The organism is Actinacidiphila sp. bgisy160, assembly GCF_057707815.1.
The window spans coordinates 35,746-50,376 of sequence record NZ_JBYIQW010000029.1 but is presented as its reverse complement, the minus strand read 5'-3'; the positions used below and the strand labels follow the sequence as shown (position 1 = coordinate 50,376).

The window sequence follows — 14,631 nt, the reverse complement described above, 5'->3', positions numbered from 1 at the left end:
CCCGTCCCCGCGCCCGCGTACGTCCCCCGGGGAACGCAACCGACGGGCTGTCATGTCGTCGTCGTGTGGCATGTGCCGGAGGCATCACTGCGTGGTGTTCTCGCATGTGGGCGGGCTTGACCGAGCACGGTCGATCATTCCCCGAACGATTGTGAACAGCCGTCATCAGTTCACATGTCTCCACTCACGCAGGGTCCCTGGTGGCGTACGCTGAGGTGCCATCGGACAAGTGTCCGAGCATCACCGGCGCGCTCCCGGCGTGCGCCGGATCAGGGGCAGGGGGTGCACTATGGCGCGGCGCACGCCGAAGTCCCGGCGGCCGCTCCTCGAACGCGAGGCCGAGCTCGTGGCCGTCGACGAGGCGCTGGCCGAACTCACGGGCATCCGGGCCGAGGGGGACCGCCCCCGGGTCGGCACACGGCGCGGCGGGGTGCTCGCCTTCGCGGCCCCCGCGGGCCTCGGCAAGACGACCCTGCTCGCGGAGACCCGGCGCCGGGCCTCCGCCCTCGGCTGCACCGTTCTGTACGCCCGCGGGGGTGATCAGGAACAGGGCGTCGCCTTCCACGTGGCCCGCCAGCTGCTCCAGCCCCAGCTCGCCGGAGCCGGCGACGCCGCGCTCCGCTCCACCCTCGGCAGCTGGTACGGCATCGTCGGCCCCGCCCTCGGGCTGTGCACCGACGGCGAGGGCGCGCCCCCCGACCCGCAGGGCCTCGCGGACGGACTCGACTGGGTGCTCACCCACATCGCCGTCCGGCGTGCCCCGGTGGTCCTCGTGCTCGACGACGCCCACTGGGCCGACCCCGAGTCCCTGGGCTGGCTGGCGGCCTTCGCGCCGCGCGCGGAGGAACTCCCCATGCTCGTCGTCGTGGCCTACCGCCCCGACGAACTCCCCGCCCACGCCGAGGCGTTCCGCGGACTTCCCGACCGCTCCGGCACCCGCCCGATCGGCCTGGAACCGCTCAGTGCCGCCGCCATCGGCCGCCTCGTCCGCGACGCCGTGGGCGACCACGCCGACGACGCCTTCTGCCGCGAGGCCTGGGCCGTCACCGCCGGCAACCCCTTCGAGGCCGTGGAACTCACCGCCAAGGTCGTCGACCGGGCACTGCGCCCCGACGAGTCCAGCGCGCACCTCCTGCGCGACCTGGCCGCGGCGGCCAAGGGCAGCGGACTCATCTCCCGCCTGGAACGCCTGGGCACCTCCACCGTCCGCATGGCGTGGGCCGCCGCCGTCCTCGGCACCTCCATCTCTCCCGCGATCGCCGCGAGCGTGGCGGGCCTGGGCGGCGAGGAGGCCGCGGACGCCACGGACCGGCTGCGCAAGGCCCGCATACTCACCGGCAGCGACGTCCTGGAGTTCGTCCACCCCCTCATCGCCACCGCCGTCTACCGGGCGATCCCCGACGCCGTCCGGGTCGCGCTGCACGGCCAGGCCGCCTGGTCCGTCGTGGACGCCGGGCTCGGCCCCTCCGCCGCGGCCCGCCACCTGCTGGAGACCCACCCCGAGGGAGACCCCTGGGTCGTCGCCCAACTGCGCCAGGCCGCCCGCGACACCGCCCGGGCCGGCGCCCCCGACGCGGCCCGTCGCTACCTCGCGCGGGCGCTGCGCGAGCCGCCCCCGTTCGAGGACCGGGCGGCCGTGCTGTTCGAGCTGGGCTGCTCCTCCCTGCTCACCGAGCCGGCGACCACCGTCAACCACCTGCGCGCCGCGCTCGAGGAGCCCGTCGTCGACCCGGTGCTGCGCGACGCGATCACCTACCGGCTGTCCCAGGCCCTGGCCCACTCCGACCGGCTCGGCGAGGCCGCGGACACCGTCGGGCAGGCCGCCCGGACCGCCACCAACGCGCGGGCCCGGCTGCGGATGCAGGAAGAGCAGTTCATGTGGGACGCCTTCCGCTCCGACGAACCCGACTCCCCGGCGCGCTCCCGCCGGCTGGCCCGCCTGGCCGACCGGCTGACCGGACGCGACCTGACCGAGCGCTACATCATCGGCCTGCGCGCCTGGGACGCCACCCTGCGCGGCGAGCCCGCCGAGACCGCGCTGCGGCACTCCGACCGGGCCCTGATGGGCGGCCTGCCCTGGGCCAGCGAGGACTTCGGATTCGAGGTGCCGGTCCTCGTCGCGATGACGTACATGTACGCCGACCGGCCGGGACGCGCCGAAGAGCTCTTCGCCACCGGCATCGGCGACTACGAGCGCCAGGGCTGGCGCGGCGCCCACCTCGCCTTCGGCTACTCCCTGCTCGGCTACGTGCGCTACCGCCGCGGCCGCCTCGCCGAGGCCGAGGACTTCGCCCGCGACGGCCTCCGGCTCGCCGACCGTGTCGGCCGAGGCACCCCGGTCGTCTGGTACACCGTGGCGATCCTCGTCGAGATCCTGGTCGCCCGCGGCCGGGTCCGCGAGGCCACGGCCCTCGCCGAGGAGTACGACTTCTGCGAGCCCTTCCCGGCGGCCGTCACCTTCCCCGACGCCCAGACCGTCCACGGCGAGCTGCTGCTCGCCCGGGGCATGGTCAACGAGGCCATCGCCCAGCTCGAGGCATGCGGCCGCCGGCTCGACCCCCGGGGGATGCGCAACCCCGCCTGGTCCGCGTGGAAGCTCCACCTCGCGCTCGCCGAGGCCCGGGACACCCCGGAGCGGGCCCGCGCCACCGCAGCCGACGCCGTCGAACGCGCCCGCCAGTACGGCACCGCGTCCGCGATCGGCCAGGCGCTGCGAGTCGCCGCCGAGGTGGCCGCGGAATCCGACCGGCTCAAGCTGCTGACCGAGGCCGTCGCGCACCTGGAGCGCTCACCGGCCGGCTACGAGCTGGCCCGGGCCCTGGTCGACCACGGTGCCGCCCTGCGCCGCGAGGCCCGGCTCCACGAGGCGGCCGAACAGCTCTACCGGGGCCTGGAGACCGCCGTCCACTGCGGTGCCGACGCACTGGCCGAGCGCGCCCGCGACGAGCTCGCCGCCGCCGGACTGCGCCCCCGCAGGCTCCGCACCACCGAGACCGACGCCCTCACCGCCCAGGAGCGGGCGGCCGCCTCCCGGGCCGCCCGAGGCGAGGACGACGAGCACATCGCCGCAGGTCTGGACACCGACGTGGAGAACGTCACCCGTTTGCTCTCCGCTGTCTACCGCAAGATCGGCACCGACCGGGCGGGCCTGTCCAGGGCTCTGGCGCCCTAGCCGTGCGACCCCGGGCACACGGGCGTCCCGGGGACCGTACGATGGGCGCATGTCGTTCCTCCGCCGCCGCAGCGCCGCAACGCCCACAGGGCCGGAATTCGACGTCCTGGCCATGGACCCGGGCGACTGGCCGGGCGAACTCGGCGCCGGGCTGCTGCCCGGGGAGGACGGCACCTGCCAGGGCATCTTCCTGCGCTACGACCTCTTCGGCGGGCGCGGTCCCGCCATGCTGATCGGCAACCTCCCCGAGGGCTCGCCGGCCCGCGACCTCGAGGAGGGCCAGATCCCCTTCGAGGTCGCGCAACTGCTGCTGGCCCTCGGCAACGACGAGCCGGTGGAGGTCGTCGGCACCGAGGAGACCCCGGTCATGCACGGTGACAACCTGCTGATCGTGCGCAAGGTGAAGCTCTCCGAAGGGCGCATCGCCTGCACGCAGTTCGACCGCAGCGACGGCGTCCTGGTCACCATCGCGACCTGGGACCGACCGATCACCGACGACCTCTACCAGTTGCTCAAGCCCCTCCCCGCGGAGATGTTCCAGCAGGGCTGAACGGATCCCAGGATGGCCGCACGGTCACGTCCTCGGCCTTGACCCAGGCCACCGGTGGCCGAACTGGATCTCGTGCAGCATCTCGTAGTGGAGCTGCCTGCCGCGCACCACCGCGTGCTGGGAGGCGTCGAAGGTGACCGCCCGGTAGCACTCGCCCCGGGGCCCCCGGCCCACCGCTTAGCTCTGGCCCGCGAGCAGCTTGTACGGCAGCGGGGAGTCCGGCTGGACCGGGACGCCCGGCGGGTAGGCGGACGCCTCCGGGTCGGCACGCCCGTACACCGGGACCTCGCCGCGGCCCTCCTTCGGCGTGAGCAGCCGGCCTGCGGCCGGCAGGGCGGTCCGGTGTCCCCTGGGCTCGTGGAACCAGGCCTTCTGGCAGAGGTACCAGATCGCCGTCAGTCCCCGCGCCGTTCGGCCACCGCGAACTGCCGGCCGGTCGAGGCACGGGCGCCGGTGTCGTTCACCCGGTCGTCGAAGGGGCCTCCCCGTTCAGACCGGTGTCCTTGACGAGCGGGGCGTCTTCGCGCGGCTCGGTGTACAGCCGGACGGCCGTCGAACCGCGGGACGGACAGGTGTCGCCCGCCGCGCCATGGCCTGCGGCGCGTCAGTGGACTGGGCGACCGGCGGTGCCACCCCGGCCGTACGGCCTCCCGGGCGGCACCGCGACGGCACCGGAGGACTCTCCCCTGGTCCCCGGGTCCGCGACCGCGGTGCGCCGTCGTCCACCACGCACCCTCCTCCTCTTCCGTCCGGGAACCGGCCGGGGGATCACCTCGTGCCGACGGCGGCCCTGACGGCCCGCCGGGCGAGGCCCGCGTCGTCGTGCAGCCGGCGCAGCAGCAGTCGCTGCTCCTCGCCCGCCTCGGCCGCGCCCGGACCCGCCGGGACGGTGCTGCGCATGGTGCGCTGCACGGCCGTCTCGTAGGTGCGGATCTCGCGGGTGACCACCAGCATCAGGTTCACCAGGAAGGCGTCACGCGCGATCGGTCCCGAGGCCTGTGCCATCTGGCTGATCTGCCGCCGGGTGACCGGGTCGTCGCCCAGGATCATCCAGAGCACCGCCAGGTCATAGCCGGGCAGGTACCAGCCGGCGTGCTCCCAGTCGACCAGCACCGGGCCGGCCGGGGAGAGCAGGATGTTGGAGAGCAGGGCGTCGCCGTGGCTGAACTGGCCCTGCGCGTGCGCCAGTCCGTGCAGAAGCTTCTGCAGGTCGCCCATGTCCCGGTCGGTGAGCAGTCCCAGCTCGTGGTAGCGGGACAGCCGGGCCGCGTAGTCGATCGGGGCGTCGAAGACCCCGGCCGGCGGACGCCACATGTTGACCCGGGAGATCGCGCTGAGCACCATCCGCACGTCCGCCCGCGGCGGGGCCTCGGACGGGTGCCGCTGCAGCGCCGCGACCCGTCCGGGCATCCGCTCCACCACGAGCGTGCAGCTCTCGGGGTCGGCGGCGATCAGGCGCGGCGCCCTGACCGGCGGCCGGTGCCGTACGAACGCCCGGTACGCGGCGATCTCGTGCCGGTACCGCTCCACCCATGCGGGAGAGTGGTCCAGCAGGCACTTGGCGACCGCGGGGGCACGCCCCGAGGTACCGACCAGCAGCACCGAGCGGCCGCTGCGCCGCAACATCTGGACGGGCGTGAACTCGGGACAGATGCGCTGCACCGAGGCGATGGCCGAGCGCAGTTGCGCGCCTTGGGGTCCGGTCAAGTCGAGCCTCCCGCTGAGCGGATGGGAGGTCCCCGGCGCGCTCCTGCGCGGAGCGGGCAGCACCGGGCGAGGACGTATGGCGGTCCCGGTCCCGGAGAACGCCGGGAGGTGGGCCGGCCGGGGCGGTGCGGACACGGAGGACGATGCTGAATACATATGGGGAGACAGATCCCTTCGTGTGCCAACGGGCTCTTGACGAGGTGGCGGGGCCGGCGCGTGGACGGATCCGGAGCCGGGGTCGGCGTCCGGTCCCGCACCCTGGGGAATGCGGGTCCGGGCCGGCGGTCCGAACTGTCCACGCGCCGTACGCCCCTCGCGTACCAGTACGCACATGGCTCTCGAGTTGTTCAACGCTGATCGGCGTTTTTCGAAAGTTGTTCATATGCGACCGTTCGCGAGCCGGCGAGTGCCGGGCCGGGTGGCGCGTTCCTACCTGACCACCGCATGCGGGTGGCAGACCATCTGGCGCACCCTGGCGAACCATGGCGAATGCTCGCGGCGGCGCTGACCGGCCGTTAGTGTCAACAGTGCCGAGGAACCTGGGGGCTTGGATGGACAAGGAAGCCAACACACGGCTAGCGGACCTGTTCGCACTCACCGGATGGTCCAAGGGAGAGCTCGCGAGACTCGTCAACCGGCAGGCGGCGGCCATGGGCCACCCGCAGCTGGCGACGGACACCTCGCGCGTGCGCCGCTGGATCGAGACCGGGGAATCCCCGCGCGAACCCGTGCCCACCGTGCTGGCGGCCCTGTTCACCGAGCGTCTCGGCCGTGTCGTAACCATCGAGGATCTCGGGTTCGGCCGGCATCGGCGTACGGGAAGGAAGCAGGCCGTCAGCGTCGACGGACTGCCCTGGCCACCGGAGCGAACAGCCGCGGTCCTCACCGAATTCACGGGAATGGACCTCATGCTCAACCGACGCGGTCTGGTGGGCGCGGGAGCCGCGCTCGCCGCGGGTTCCGCACTCAGCAGCGCCATGCACGACTGGCTGCACACCGATCCGGCGCTCGCGGCCGACGCCCCCACCAGCAACGACCCCTTCAACGCAGACGCGGCCTCCTACGACCGCTACGAGGCGGCCCCCGTCGGCTCCCAGGAGATCGAGGCGCTCGAGCGCTCGGTCGAGGTGTTCCGCGCCTGGGACGCGTCCCGCGGCGGCGGGCTGCAGCGCAAGGCGGTCGTCGGACAGCTCAACGAGGTGGGCGGCATGCTCGCCTACCACCACCCACCGCACCTCAAGCGCAGGCTCTGGGGCGTGGCCGCCAACCTCGCCGTCCTGGCGGGCTGGATGTCCCACGACGTGGGCCTGGAGCCCACCGCCCAGAAGTACTTCGTCATCGCGGCACACGCCGCCCGTGAGGGCGGGGACCGGCCCAGGGCCGGCGAGGCGCTCTCCCGCGCCGCCCGGCAGCTGGTCCACCTGGGCCGGCCGGACGACGCGCTGGACCTGATGAAGCTGGCGCAGTCCGGCTCCGGGCAGGAGGCGCTGCCGCGCACCCGCGCCATGCTCTGCACCATCGAGGCGTGGGCACAGGCCTCCATGGGCCACGGCCAGGCGATGCGCCGCACCCTGGGCAAGGCCGAGGACCTCTTCGCCAGCGACCGCGGCGACGTCCCGCCGCCGAGCTGGATGCAGATGTTCGACGAGGCCGATCTGCACGGCATGCAGGCGCTCGCGTACCGCACCCTCGCCGAGTACGAGCCCCTGGCGGCGCGGACGGCGCAGCAGCACGCCAAGCAGGCGCTGGAGCTGCGCGGCAAGGGCCGGGACCGGTCGAACATCTTCGATTACATCTCGCTGGCCTCGGCCTGCTTCATCGCCGACGACCCGGAGCAGGCGGACCGCTACGCGCGACTGGCGCTGCTGACCATAAGGCAGAACTCGTCGCTGCGTACCTGGGACCGACTGCGGGAGATGTACCGGCTGACGGCGCGGTACTCCGACTTCACCAGGATCCAGGACCTGCGTGAGGAGATCGAGGTCGCGCTGCCGAGCGGCCCCAGGCGCAAGGGCCCCGTGATCTGAGCGGAGCCCGGCGCGGGGCACGCGGACAGCGGACATCGACGGGGATGGGCGGGACCAGCCGACTCGACGCCGAACGAGCCGGCTCTCCCGAATGTCGTCCTCGTGTCGACACATGGATATGCCGGTACGTCGACCGTTTGCCGGTGACGCCGTTTGCCGGTGACGCCGTATGCCGGTGACGCCGTGGGCTGGTGACGGCGCGGGCCCGTGGACCTCAGTGGAACTTGGCGATGAGCACGCAGGCGTCGTCCTCGCGCTCGGGGGCGCCGAGTTCCTCCACCACGACGCGCACGCACTCCTGGGGAGTACGGGCCCGGGCGAACCTCGGGCCGAGCTCCAGCAGGCGTCGCACCGCCTCGGCCGAGTCCGAGGCCGCAACGGAACCCGAACGCGGCGGCAGGAGGCCGTCGGTGTGCAATACCAGCAGGTCGCCGGGGAGCAGGCACTCGGTGGTCTGGCCGTACTGGGCGCCCGACGTGGCACCCAGCAGCACACCCTCGGGCGCGTCGAGCGGTCGCCCTGTCCCCTCGCGGAACAGCAGCGGGGCGGGGTGTCCGGCCTGCGCCCACACCAGCGAGCGGTCCTCCGGGCGGTAGCGGCAGCACAGGGCGCTGCCCAGCGCGGGCTGCGCGGAGCTGTCCAGCAACTGGTTGAGCCCGCCCAGCAGCGGGGCCGGGTCCAGCCCCGTCATCGCCATGCCGCGCAGCGCGCCGAGCAGCATGGCCATGCCGGAGGTGGCGGAGACCCCGTGCCCGGTGAGGTCCCCCACGGTGAGCAGTGCGGAGCCGTCGGGCAGCTGCAGCGCGTCGTACCAGTCGCCGCCGACCAGGGCGCCGGTCGCGGACGGGAGGTAGTGGGCGGCGAGGTCGACCGTGGTCGGGCCGCCGTCCTGCGGGAACCGCAGGGAGCCGCGCCACGGCGGCAGCACGGCCTCCTGCAGCTCGACCGCCAGCCGGCGCTCGGTCCGAGCGATCTGCCGCTCGCGCTGCAACGAGTCACGGGTCTCGCGCAGCGTCCGCTGGCTGCGGCGCAGTTCGCTGACGTCGCGGAGCACCGCCCACATGGAGGCGGTGGCGCCGGCGGCGTCGAGCACCGGCTCGCCCACCATGTGCACCGTACGCACGGCACCGTCCGGGCGGACGATGCGGAACTCGCAGTCGATCGGCCGGGCGTCCACCAGGCAGCCGGTCACGGCCGCGGTGAGGGTCTGCTGGTCCTCGGCGAACAGCCACGAGGGCAGCTCGTCCAGGGTCAGCGGTCCGTCCTCTCCGGTGCGCCCGAAGATGCGGTAGAGCTCCTCCGACCACTGGACACCGTCCGTGACGAGGTCCCACTCCGCGCTGCCGGCCCGTCCCAGGGCCCGTACGGCGGCGGGGGCCGGTGCGGGGGCGGGTGCCTCCCGGGCCGGCCGTCCCGTGCAGGCGGCGCCGCCGGGCTCCGCAGCCGTCTCCCGGTCACCAGGGAGGCCGTCACGCAGCTGCCCGAGGTGCGCGCCCAGGTCGTCGAGCTGGTGGACGGCGAGGTCGCACAGCGCGCGCTGCCAGCGCAGCCGCGGGTCCTCCTCGTCCTCCCCGGCGGCGTCGCGGCGGACGGCGTCGACCTTGCCGCGCAGCTGGCGGGTCTGGGAGATGAGCGCGTCCACGGTACCGGGCTCAGGCTTCGCGGTGGCGCGGTCCTCATGCAAATGGGGCGGCATGACGCTCTCCGAACATGTCTCCGAACCGGGCGCCGGCCTCTACGGGGCCGTACGGATGGGCCAGTCACGACTCTTGCACAAGGAGTGATGGCCCGTAAGGGTTTCTGCAATACCCGATCCGGTGGTGCTACCGGCATATGTCAGGAGCCTGGGGTGCCGCCGAGCTCGGGAGACTCGGCGGAATGCCTCGGTCCGGGTAAGCTGCGGGACTCCGCCCCGTGAGCGCGCTCGCGAGGCGCCCGGGTGTCACGCAAAGGGTTTGAACCCGGGACGATCTGCGAAGATACCTCGCAGCCGGTAACGGAAAATCCCGTTGCCAACGAACTCCCCGCACCGGATGCTGACCTCATGTTCGACCCCGACATAGCGCCCAGCGGTACCCTTCTCGGCCTCCTCCAGCGAGGACGCGGAGACGGGACCCTGCACGCCCTCGCGGCGCGGCGAGCCGACGCGCTCGCCGCGCTGGAGCAGTGTGTCCTGCGCGACCCCCGTCACGACTGGCGCGTGGAGTCCCGCTCCCTCTATTACGCGCGCCTCTTCTCGGAACTCGAGGGCCCGCTCGACGGGATCGAACAGCACCTCTTCCACCCGGACGACATCGTCAGCCCCGACGAGCACCGCTGCGGCCTGGCGCTGTCCGTCCTCGGCCACCTCGCCGGCTACGGCCGCCGGGACGCCACCCTGCTGCTGCGCCGCTACGCCGTCACCGGCGGCAACTGGGAATGGGCCCTGGACGAGCTCGCCGTACGTGACGACGACGAGGCGCTGCGTGCGCTCGGCCCGGCTGTGCTCGCCCGCTTCCCGCGGACCACGGAGGGTGACGCCCAGCTGGCCGCCGCACTCCGGGAGGCGTACGAGCCACGGCCCTGGCGGTTGTGGGCCGAGGATCCGGACCCCGCCGTCTCCGAACGCGTGCGCAAGGCGTCGGAACAGACCGCCTTCGACCGCTGGCAGCGCCAGATGCGGCCTGCCGGGCCGACCCCGGGCTGGAGCGTGCGCGCCGTGCTCGAATGGGCCCAGGAGGGTCTGGCAGCCCACCCACCGCAGCACCGCGACGCCCCCGCCGCCCGCTGCCTGGCCGCCGTCGCCGGCCCCGAGGACCGCGAGGAGCTCGTCGAGGCGGCCCGCGGTGGCCCCGACGCCGCCCGCGCGGCCGCCCTCCGCCACCTCTCCGACCGGCAGGACCGCGCGGCCCTCGACCTCATCGAGGCCGCCGCCCTCAGTGCGTCCGAGCTCGTCGCCCGCGCCGCCGTCGAGTCCTTCGAGCGGATGCGCAGTGTCGCCGCCCTCACCCGGGCCCGCGCCTGGTCACGCCGCGAGGACGTGCTCGGCGCGGCCGCCGCCCGCATGCTCGCCTGCCGGGGCGGCGAACAGGACGCCGACCGCGTCCTCGGCGCCCTGCGCCGCCTCGTCCAGCGCGAAGGCGCCGACGCCGACGGCCTCGTCGTGCTCGTCGAGGGAGCCGGCCGGCTCTCCATCGACTGCTCGGCCCCCGTCCTGCGCCACGTCTATCGCGAGACCAGCTCCTCACAACTGCGCGGCGTCGCCGCCCACGCCCTCGCCCGCACCGATCCCAGCTTCGGCGCCGGGCTCGCCGTCGAGTGCCTGTGGGACTGCGAGGAGACCACCCGCGAACTCGCCGCCCGCACGGCCACGACCGCGGACGTCCGCGTCCTGGCCCGTCTGCGCAGCCTCGCCGCCGATCCCGCGGAGGAGGCCGAGGTCCAGACCGCCGTCCGCGGGCGCCTCAGTTCCGGCGACCCCGCCCGGTAGCCGCGACCGCGGTTGTCACGGCCTCCTGGCCCCGCGCGGCCAGGAGGAACCGGCCGAAGTCGGCGACCCCGCAGGCGGCCGGCTGGTACGGGGAGTTGTCCCGGGCCTGGGGCACGGCAGTCGCCAGTGCGCCGAGGTCGGCCGGCTGCTCGTCGACGTCTCGGCGGGCCCTGCCCCGAGGACGGGATCCCGTTCCTCCGGGCCCGCGCCGCCTCCTCCGCCGCATCGCCGGAGGCCCCGGCGCCGGACTCCTGCCGCGGCAGGCGGGCGGCGTCCGCGCCCGCGGGGGGAGTGGCGCCGCGGTCGGAAGGCCCGATCCGGGGCCAACGCTCACGGCACGTTCCCCAAGGGGAAAGATCCACGTGACCCGGACAACGCCCGGGGAGCCCACAACGTCCGTATGCGAGTAGCCATCGTCACAGAGTCCTTCCCACCCGACGTCAACGGAGTGGCCCACTGCGCGCTGCGCACGGCCGAGCACCTGGTCCGCAGGGGCCACGAGCCGCTGGTCGTCGCGCCGGCCGGCCCGCACGACTCCACGCCGGGCGACGAACCGTGCCCCGTCGTGCGCGTGCCGTCGCTGCCCCTGCCCGGCTACCCGCAGGTCCGGGTGGCGCTCCCCGGCCGCAGGACCGGGGCGGCGATCGCCGCGCACCGCGCCCAACTCGTCCACCTGGCCAGCCCGTTCATCCTCGGGGTGCGCGGCATGGCCGCAGCCGCCCGGCAGCACATCCCCACGGTCGCCGTCTACCAGACCGACCTCGCGGGGTACGCCCGTACCTACCTGAGCCGCGGCGAGAGCACCGCGTGGCGCCGCATCCGCGCCGTGCACACGGCCGCCGACCGCACGCTCGCGCCGTCCAGCGCCTCCCAGCGCGACCTGGAGGCGCACGGCATCCCGCGCGTGCACCTGTGGCCGCGCGGCGTGGACTCCGTGCGCTTCGACCCCGCCCACCGCGACGAGGCGCTGCGCCGTGAACTCGCCCCTAACGGCGAGGTCCTGGTCGGCTACATCGGCCGCCTCGCCCCGGAGAAGCACGTGGAGCTGCTGGCCGGCGCCTGCCGGCTGCCCGGCGTGAAGGTGGTCGTCGTCGGCGACGGCCCCAGCGCCCAGGGGCTGCACGAGGCGCTGCCGGGCGCGGTGTTCCTCGGCCGCCGCACCGGGCACGACCTCGCGCGGATCTACGCCTCCCTCGACGCGTTCGTCCACACCGGGCCGTTCGAGACGTTCTGCCAGACCGTCCAGGAGGCGATGGCCAGCGGGCTGCCCGTGGTCGCCCCCGCCGCCGGCGGTCCGCTCGACCTCGTCGACCACGGCCGCACCGGGCTGCTCGTACCGCCCGGGGACGCGGACGCCGTCACCGGCGCCATACGGCTGCTGGCGAGCGCCCCGGCCATGCGCGACCAGTTCGGCGCCGAGGGGCGCGCCGACGTGGCCGCGCGCACCTGGGAGGCCGTCGGCGACCTGCTCCTGCAGCACTACGCGCAGGTGATCGACGCCCGTACGGCGGTGGCGGCATGACCCGTCCGCTGCGCATCGTCAGGCTGGCCAACTTCGTCACGCCCACCTCCGGCGGCCTGCGCACCGCCCTGCGCCACCTCGGCGAGGGCTACCTCGCGGCCGGCCACGAGCCGGTCCTGATCGTCCCCGGTCCCGCCGCCAAGGACGAGACGACCTCCCAGGGCCGCGTCGTCACCCTCCCCGGCCCCCTGGTCGCCGGCACCGGCGGCTACCGCGTACTGGCCGGCCGGGCCCGGCTGGAGGCGGTGCTCGACGGCCTGCGCCCGGACCGGCTGGAGGTCTCCGACCGTACGACGCTGCGCTGGACCGGGGAGTGGGCGCGCCGCCGCCGGGTGCCGTCCGTCATGGTGTCCCACGAGAGCGTCGACGGGGTGCTGCGCACCTGGGGCCTGCCCAGCGGTCTCGCCCAGGGCGCCGCCGACCGGCTCAACCGCCGCAGCGCGCGCGTGTACTCGCGCATCGTCTGCACGACTGCCTGGGCGGCCGTGGAGTTCGAGCGGATCGGGGCCCGCAACGTCGTACGGGCGCCGCTCGGCGTCGACCTCGATGCGTGCCACCCGGCGCACCACGACCCGCAGTTGCGCGCGCGGTACGCAGGCAACGCCGAGGTGCTGGTGGTGATGTGCTCCCGCCTGTCGCCCGAGAAGCGGCCGGGACGCGCCCTGGAGGCGCTCGCCCACATGCGGGACCAGGGCGTGGACGCCGTCCTCGTCGTCGCGGGGGACGGGCCGATGCGCGCCCGTCTGGAGGCGCGGGCCCGGGAGGCCCGGCTGCCGGTCACCTTTCTCGGGCACGTCCCCGTCCGCCGCACCCTGTCCGCGCTCCAGGCCACCGCCGACGTGGTCCTGGCCCCGGGCCCGGTGGAGACGTTCGGCCTGTCGGCCCTGGAGGCCCTCGCCTGCGGCACCCCGGTCGTCGCCAGCGCGCTGTCCGCGCTGCCCGACATCCTCGGCCCGGCCGGTGCCGCCGCCACCGACGACGGCCCCGCCTTCGCCGCCGCCGCCGGCCACCTGCTGTCCCGCCCCGAGCCCATGCGCCGTGCCATCGCCCGAGCCCAGGCCGAGCGCTACGGCTGGCCGACCGCCGTGAGCGCCTTCCTCGCCGCCCACGACGCCGCGCCCCGGCTCACCGCCCCGGAGGTCACGCCATGACGACGGGCACGGAGACGCCCGCCGTCCCCGGCCGTGCCAGACCCGCGTCCCACCCGCCCGCCGATGTCACGGCACCCGCCCAGGCCCAGGTCACCGCTCGGATGCCGGCCCCGACCTCTGCCCTGACGTCGACTCAGGCGTCGACTGAGGCGTCGGGTCAGGCCGGTGGCACGCCGGCCGGCACGAGGGAGATACGTTTCGCGGCGCTCGGCGACTCGCTCACCGAGGGCCTCGGCGATCCCGTCGCCGGCGGATGGCGCGGCTGGGTGCCGCTCCTGGCGCAGGGGCTGACCGCCGAGCCCTCGGCCGTACGCCTGCTCAACTGCTCCCGCAGCGGCGCCGTCACCAAGGACGTCGTCGAGGAGCAGCTGCCCCGCGCGCTGGACCACCGCCCCCACCTGGCCTCCGTGGTGATCGGCGCCAACGACACGCTCCGCGGCAGCTTCGACATCGAGTCCGTCGCCCGCCGCCTGGACACCGTCCTGGCCCAACTGCGCGCCCACGGTGCCGAGGTGCTCACCGCCTGCCTGCCGGACCCCGGCCGCATGCTGGGCCTGCCGTGGCCGCTCGCCCGCCCGTTGGGCCGCCGGATGGCCGCGCTGAACCAGGTCGTGCACGTCCTGTCCGAGCGGTACGACGCCGCGCACCTGCACGCCGCCCGCCATCCGTGGGTGGCCGACCGCGCGGCCTGGAGCGCGGACCGGCTGCACCCCAGCGAGCTGGGGCACCGGCTGCTGGCCCGGGCCTTCCACCAGCTCCTGGTCGCGCGCGGCCTGTCGGACGGCGAACCGCCGGCCACGACTCCCGGCGGCCCGGGGCCGGGCGCCGCGGCGAGCCTGCGGTGGATGGCGACCAGGGGTACCCGCTGGGTGGCCGACCGCTGCACCGATCTGCTGCCCGATCTGCTGCGGCTCGCCGGACGGGAGGCCCGGCACCGGATGGCCGGCACCGACGGCCTGCTGGACCTGCGTTCCCGCGACTCCACGGCCGCCGCGCTGGCCCGCCTGGGAGGGACGTCCCTGGGACAATGAGG

General features: G+C 74.7%; 9 protein-coding genes and 1 pseudogene. 7 read left to right on the top strand and 3 right to left on the bottom strand.

Annotated elements, in window-relative coordinates; translation table 11 throughout:
• The first annotated feature begins 289 nt into the window (after positions 1 to 289).
• On the top strand, positions 290 to 3,172 hold the full coding sequence (locus AC3EUJ_RS22380; RefSeq protein ID WP_431964040.1) for an ATP-binding protein: 2,883 nt from the start codon (positions 290 to 292) through the stop codon (positions 3,170 to 3,172).
• Between the two features lie 49 nt (positions 3,173 to 3,221).
• Positions 3,222 to 3,722 carry a hypothetical protein gene (locus AC3EUJ_RS22375; protein ID WP_431964038.1) on the top strand — a complete coding sequence of 167 codons (501 nt, stop codon included), beginning with the start codon at positions 3,222 to 3,224 and terminating at the stop codon, positions 3,720 to 3,722.
• On the opposite strand, the pseudogene AC3EUJ_RS22370 reads toward AC3EUJ_RS22375, so the two are convergent.
• Positions 3,685 to 4,305, bottom strand: a pseudogene (locus tag AC3EUJ_RS22370) (N-acetylmuramoyl-L-alanine amidase); the annotation flags it as partial. The gene AC3EUJ_RS22375 and the pseudogene AC3EUJ_RS22370 overlap by 38 nt on opposite strands.
• 185 nt (positions 4,306 to 4,490) lie before the next feature.
• Positions 4,491 to 5,585, bottom strand: coding sequence for an aminoglycoside phosphotransferase family protein (locus AC3EUJ_RS22365; RefSeq protein WP_431964036.1), 1,095 nt, complete (start codon positions 5,583 to 5,585; stop codon positions 4,491 to 4,493).
• A gap of 395 nt (positions 5,586 to 5,980) precedes the next feature.
• Between AC3EUJ_RS22365 and AC3EUJ_RS22360 the strand changes: the two genes are divergently transcribed.
• Complete coding sequence (locus AC3EUJ_RS22360) at positions 5,981 to 7,456, top strand: DNA-binding protein NsdB (protein WP_431964034.1); 1,476 nt, start codon at positions 5,981 to 5,983, stop codon at positions 7,454 to 7,456.
• A 214-nt stretch (positions 7,457 to 7,670) separates the two neighbouring features.
• Here AC3EUJ_RS22360 and AC3EUJ_RS22355 read toward each other — a convergent pair whose 3' ends face one another.
• A complete protein-coding gene (locus tag AC3EUJ_RS22355) occupies positions 7,671 to 9,152 on the bottom strand; it encodes a PP2C family protein-serine/threonine phosphatase (protein WP_431964033.1) in 1,482 nt (493 codons plus the stop codon).
• A 348-nt stretch (positions 9,153 to 9,500) separates the two neighbouring features.
• Here AC3EUJ_RS22355 and AC3EUJ_RS22350 point away from each other — a divergent pair, with 348 nt between their 5' ends.
• The 4 genes from AC3EUJ_RS22350 (at position 9,501) to AC3EUJ_RS22335 (ending at position 14,629) form a co-directional block, all read left to right on the top strand.
• Positions 9,501 to 10,925, top strand: coding sequence for a HEAT repeat domain-containing protein (locus AC3EUJ_RS22350; RefSeq protein WP_431964031.1), 1,425 nt, complete (start codon positions 9,501 to 9,503; stop codon positions 10,923 to 10,925).
• A 400-nt stretch (positions 10,926 to 11,325) separates the two neighbouring features.
• Positions 11,326 to 12,447, top strand: a complete 1,122-nt coding sequence (locus AC3EUJ_RS22345; RefSeq protein ID WP_431964029.1) for a glycosyltransferase family 4 protein — start codon at positions 11,326 to 11,328, stop codon at positions 12,445 to 12,447.
• Positions 12,444 to 13,598: a glycosyltransferase gene (locus tag AC3EUJ_RS22340; protein ID WP_431964027.1), complete on the top strand. Its 1,155-nt coding sequence runs from the start codon at positions 12,444 to 12,446 to the stop codon at positions 13,596 to 13,598. The genes AC3EUJ_RS22345 and AC3EUJ_RS22340 overlap by 4 nt, the downstream gene beginning before the upstream one ends.
• Positions 13,595 to 14,629: an SGNH/GDSL hydrolase family protein gene (locus AC3EUJ_RS22335; protein WP_431964026.1), complete on the top strand. Its 1,035-nt coding sequence runs from the start codon at positions 13,595 to 13,597 to the stop codon at positions 14,627 to 14,629. Before AC3EUJ_RS22340 ends, AC3EUJ_RS22335 begins: the two co-directional genes overlap by 4 nt.
• Positions 14,630 to 14,631: the final 2 nt, after the last annotated feature.

Excerpts from the sequence above, each read along its gene's own strand:
- AC3EUJ_RS22380 (WP_431964040.1), top strand. The coding sequence starts at position 290 with ATGGCGCGGCGCACGCCGAAGTCCCGGCGGCCGCTCCTCGAACGCGAG.
- AC3EUJ_RS22375 (WP_431964038.1), top strand. The coding sequence starts at position 3,222 with ATGTCGTTCCTCCGCCGCCGCAGCGCCGCAACGCCCACAGGGCCGGAA.
- AC3EUJ_RS22365 (WP_431964036.1), bottom strand. The coding sequence starts at position 5,585 with ATGTATTCAGCATCGTCCTCCGTGTCCGCACCGCCCCGGCCGGCCCAC.
- AC3EUJ_RS22360 (WP_431964034.1), top strand. The coding sequence starts at position 5,981 with ATGGACAAGGAAGCCAACACACGGCTAGCGGACCTGTTCGCACTCACC.
- AC3EUJ_RS22355 (WP_431964033.1), bottom strand. The coding sequence starts at position 9,152 with ATGCCGCCCCATTTGCATGAGGACCGCGCCACCGCGAAGCCTGAGCCC.
- AC3EUJ_RS22350 (WP_431964031.1), top strand. The coding sequence starts at position 9,501 with ATGTTCGACCCCGACATAGCGCCCAGCGGTACCCTTCTCGGCCTCCTC.
- AC3EUJ_RS22345 (WP_431964029.1), top strand. The coding sequence starts at position 11,326 with ATGCGAGTAGCCATCGTCACAGAGTCCTTCCCACCCGACGTCAACGGA.
- AC3EUJ_RS22340 (WP_431964027.1), top strand. The coding sequence starts at position 12,444 with ATGACCCGTCCGCTGCGCATCGTCAGGCTGGCCAACTTCGTCACGCCC.
- AC3EUJ_RS22335 (WP_431964026.1), top strand. The coding sequence starts at position 13,595 with ATGACGACGGGCACGGAGACGCCCGCCGTCCCCGGCCGTGCCAGACCC.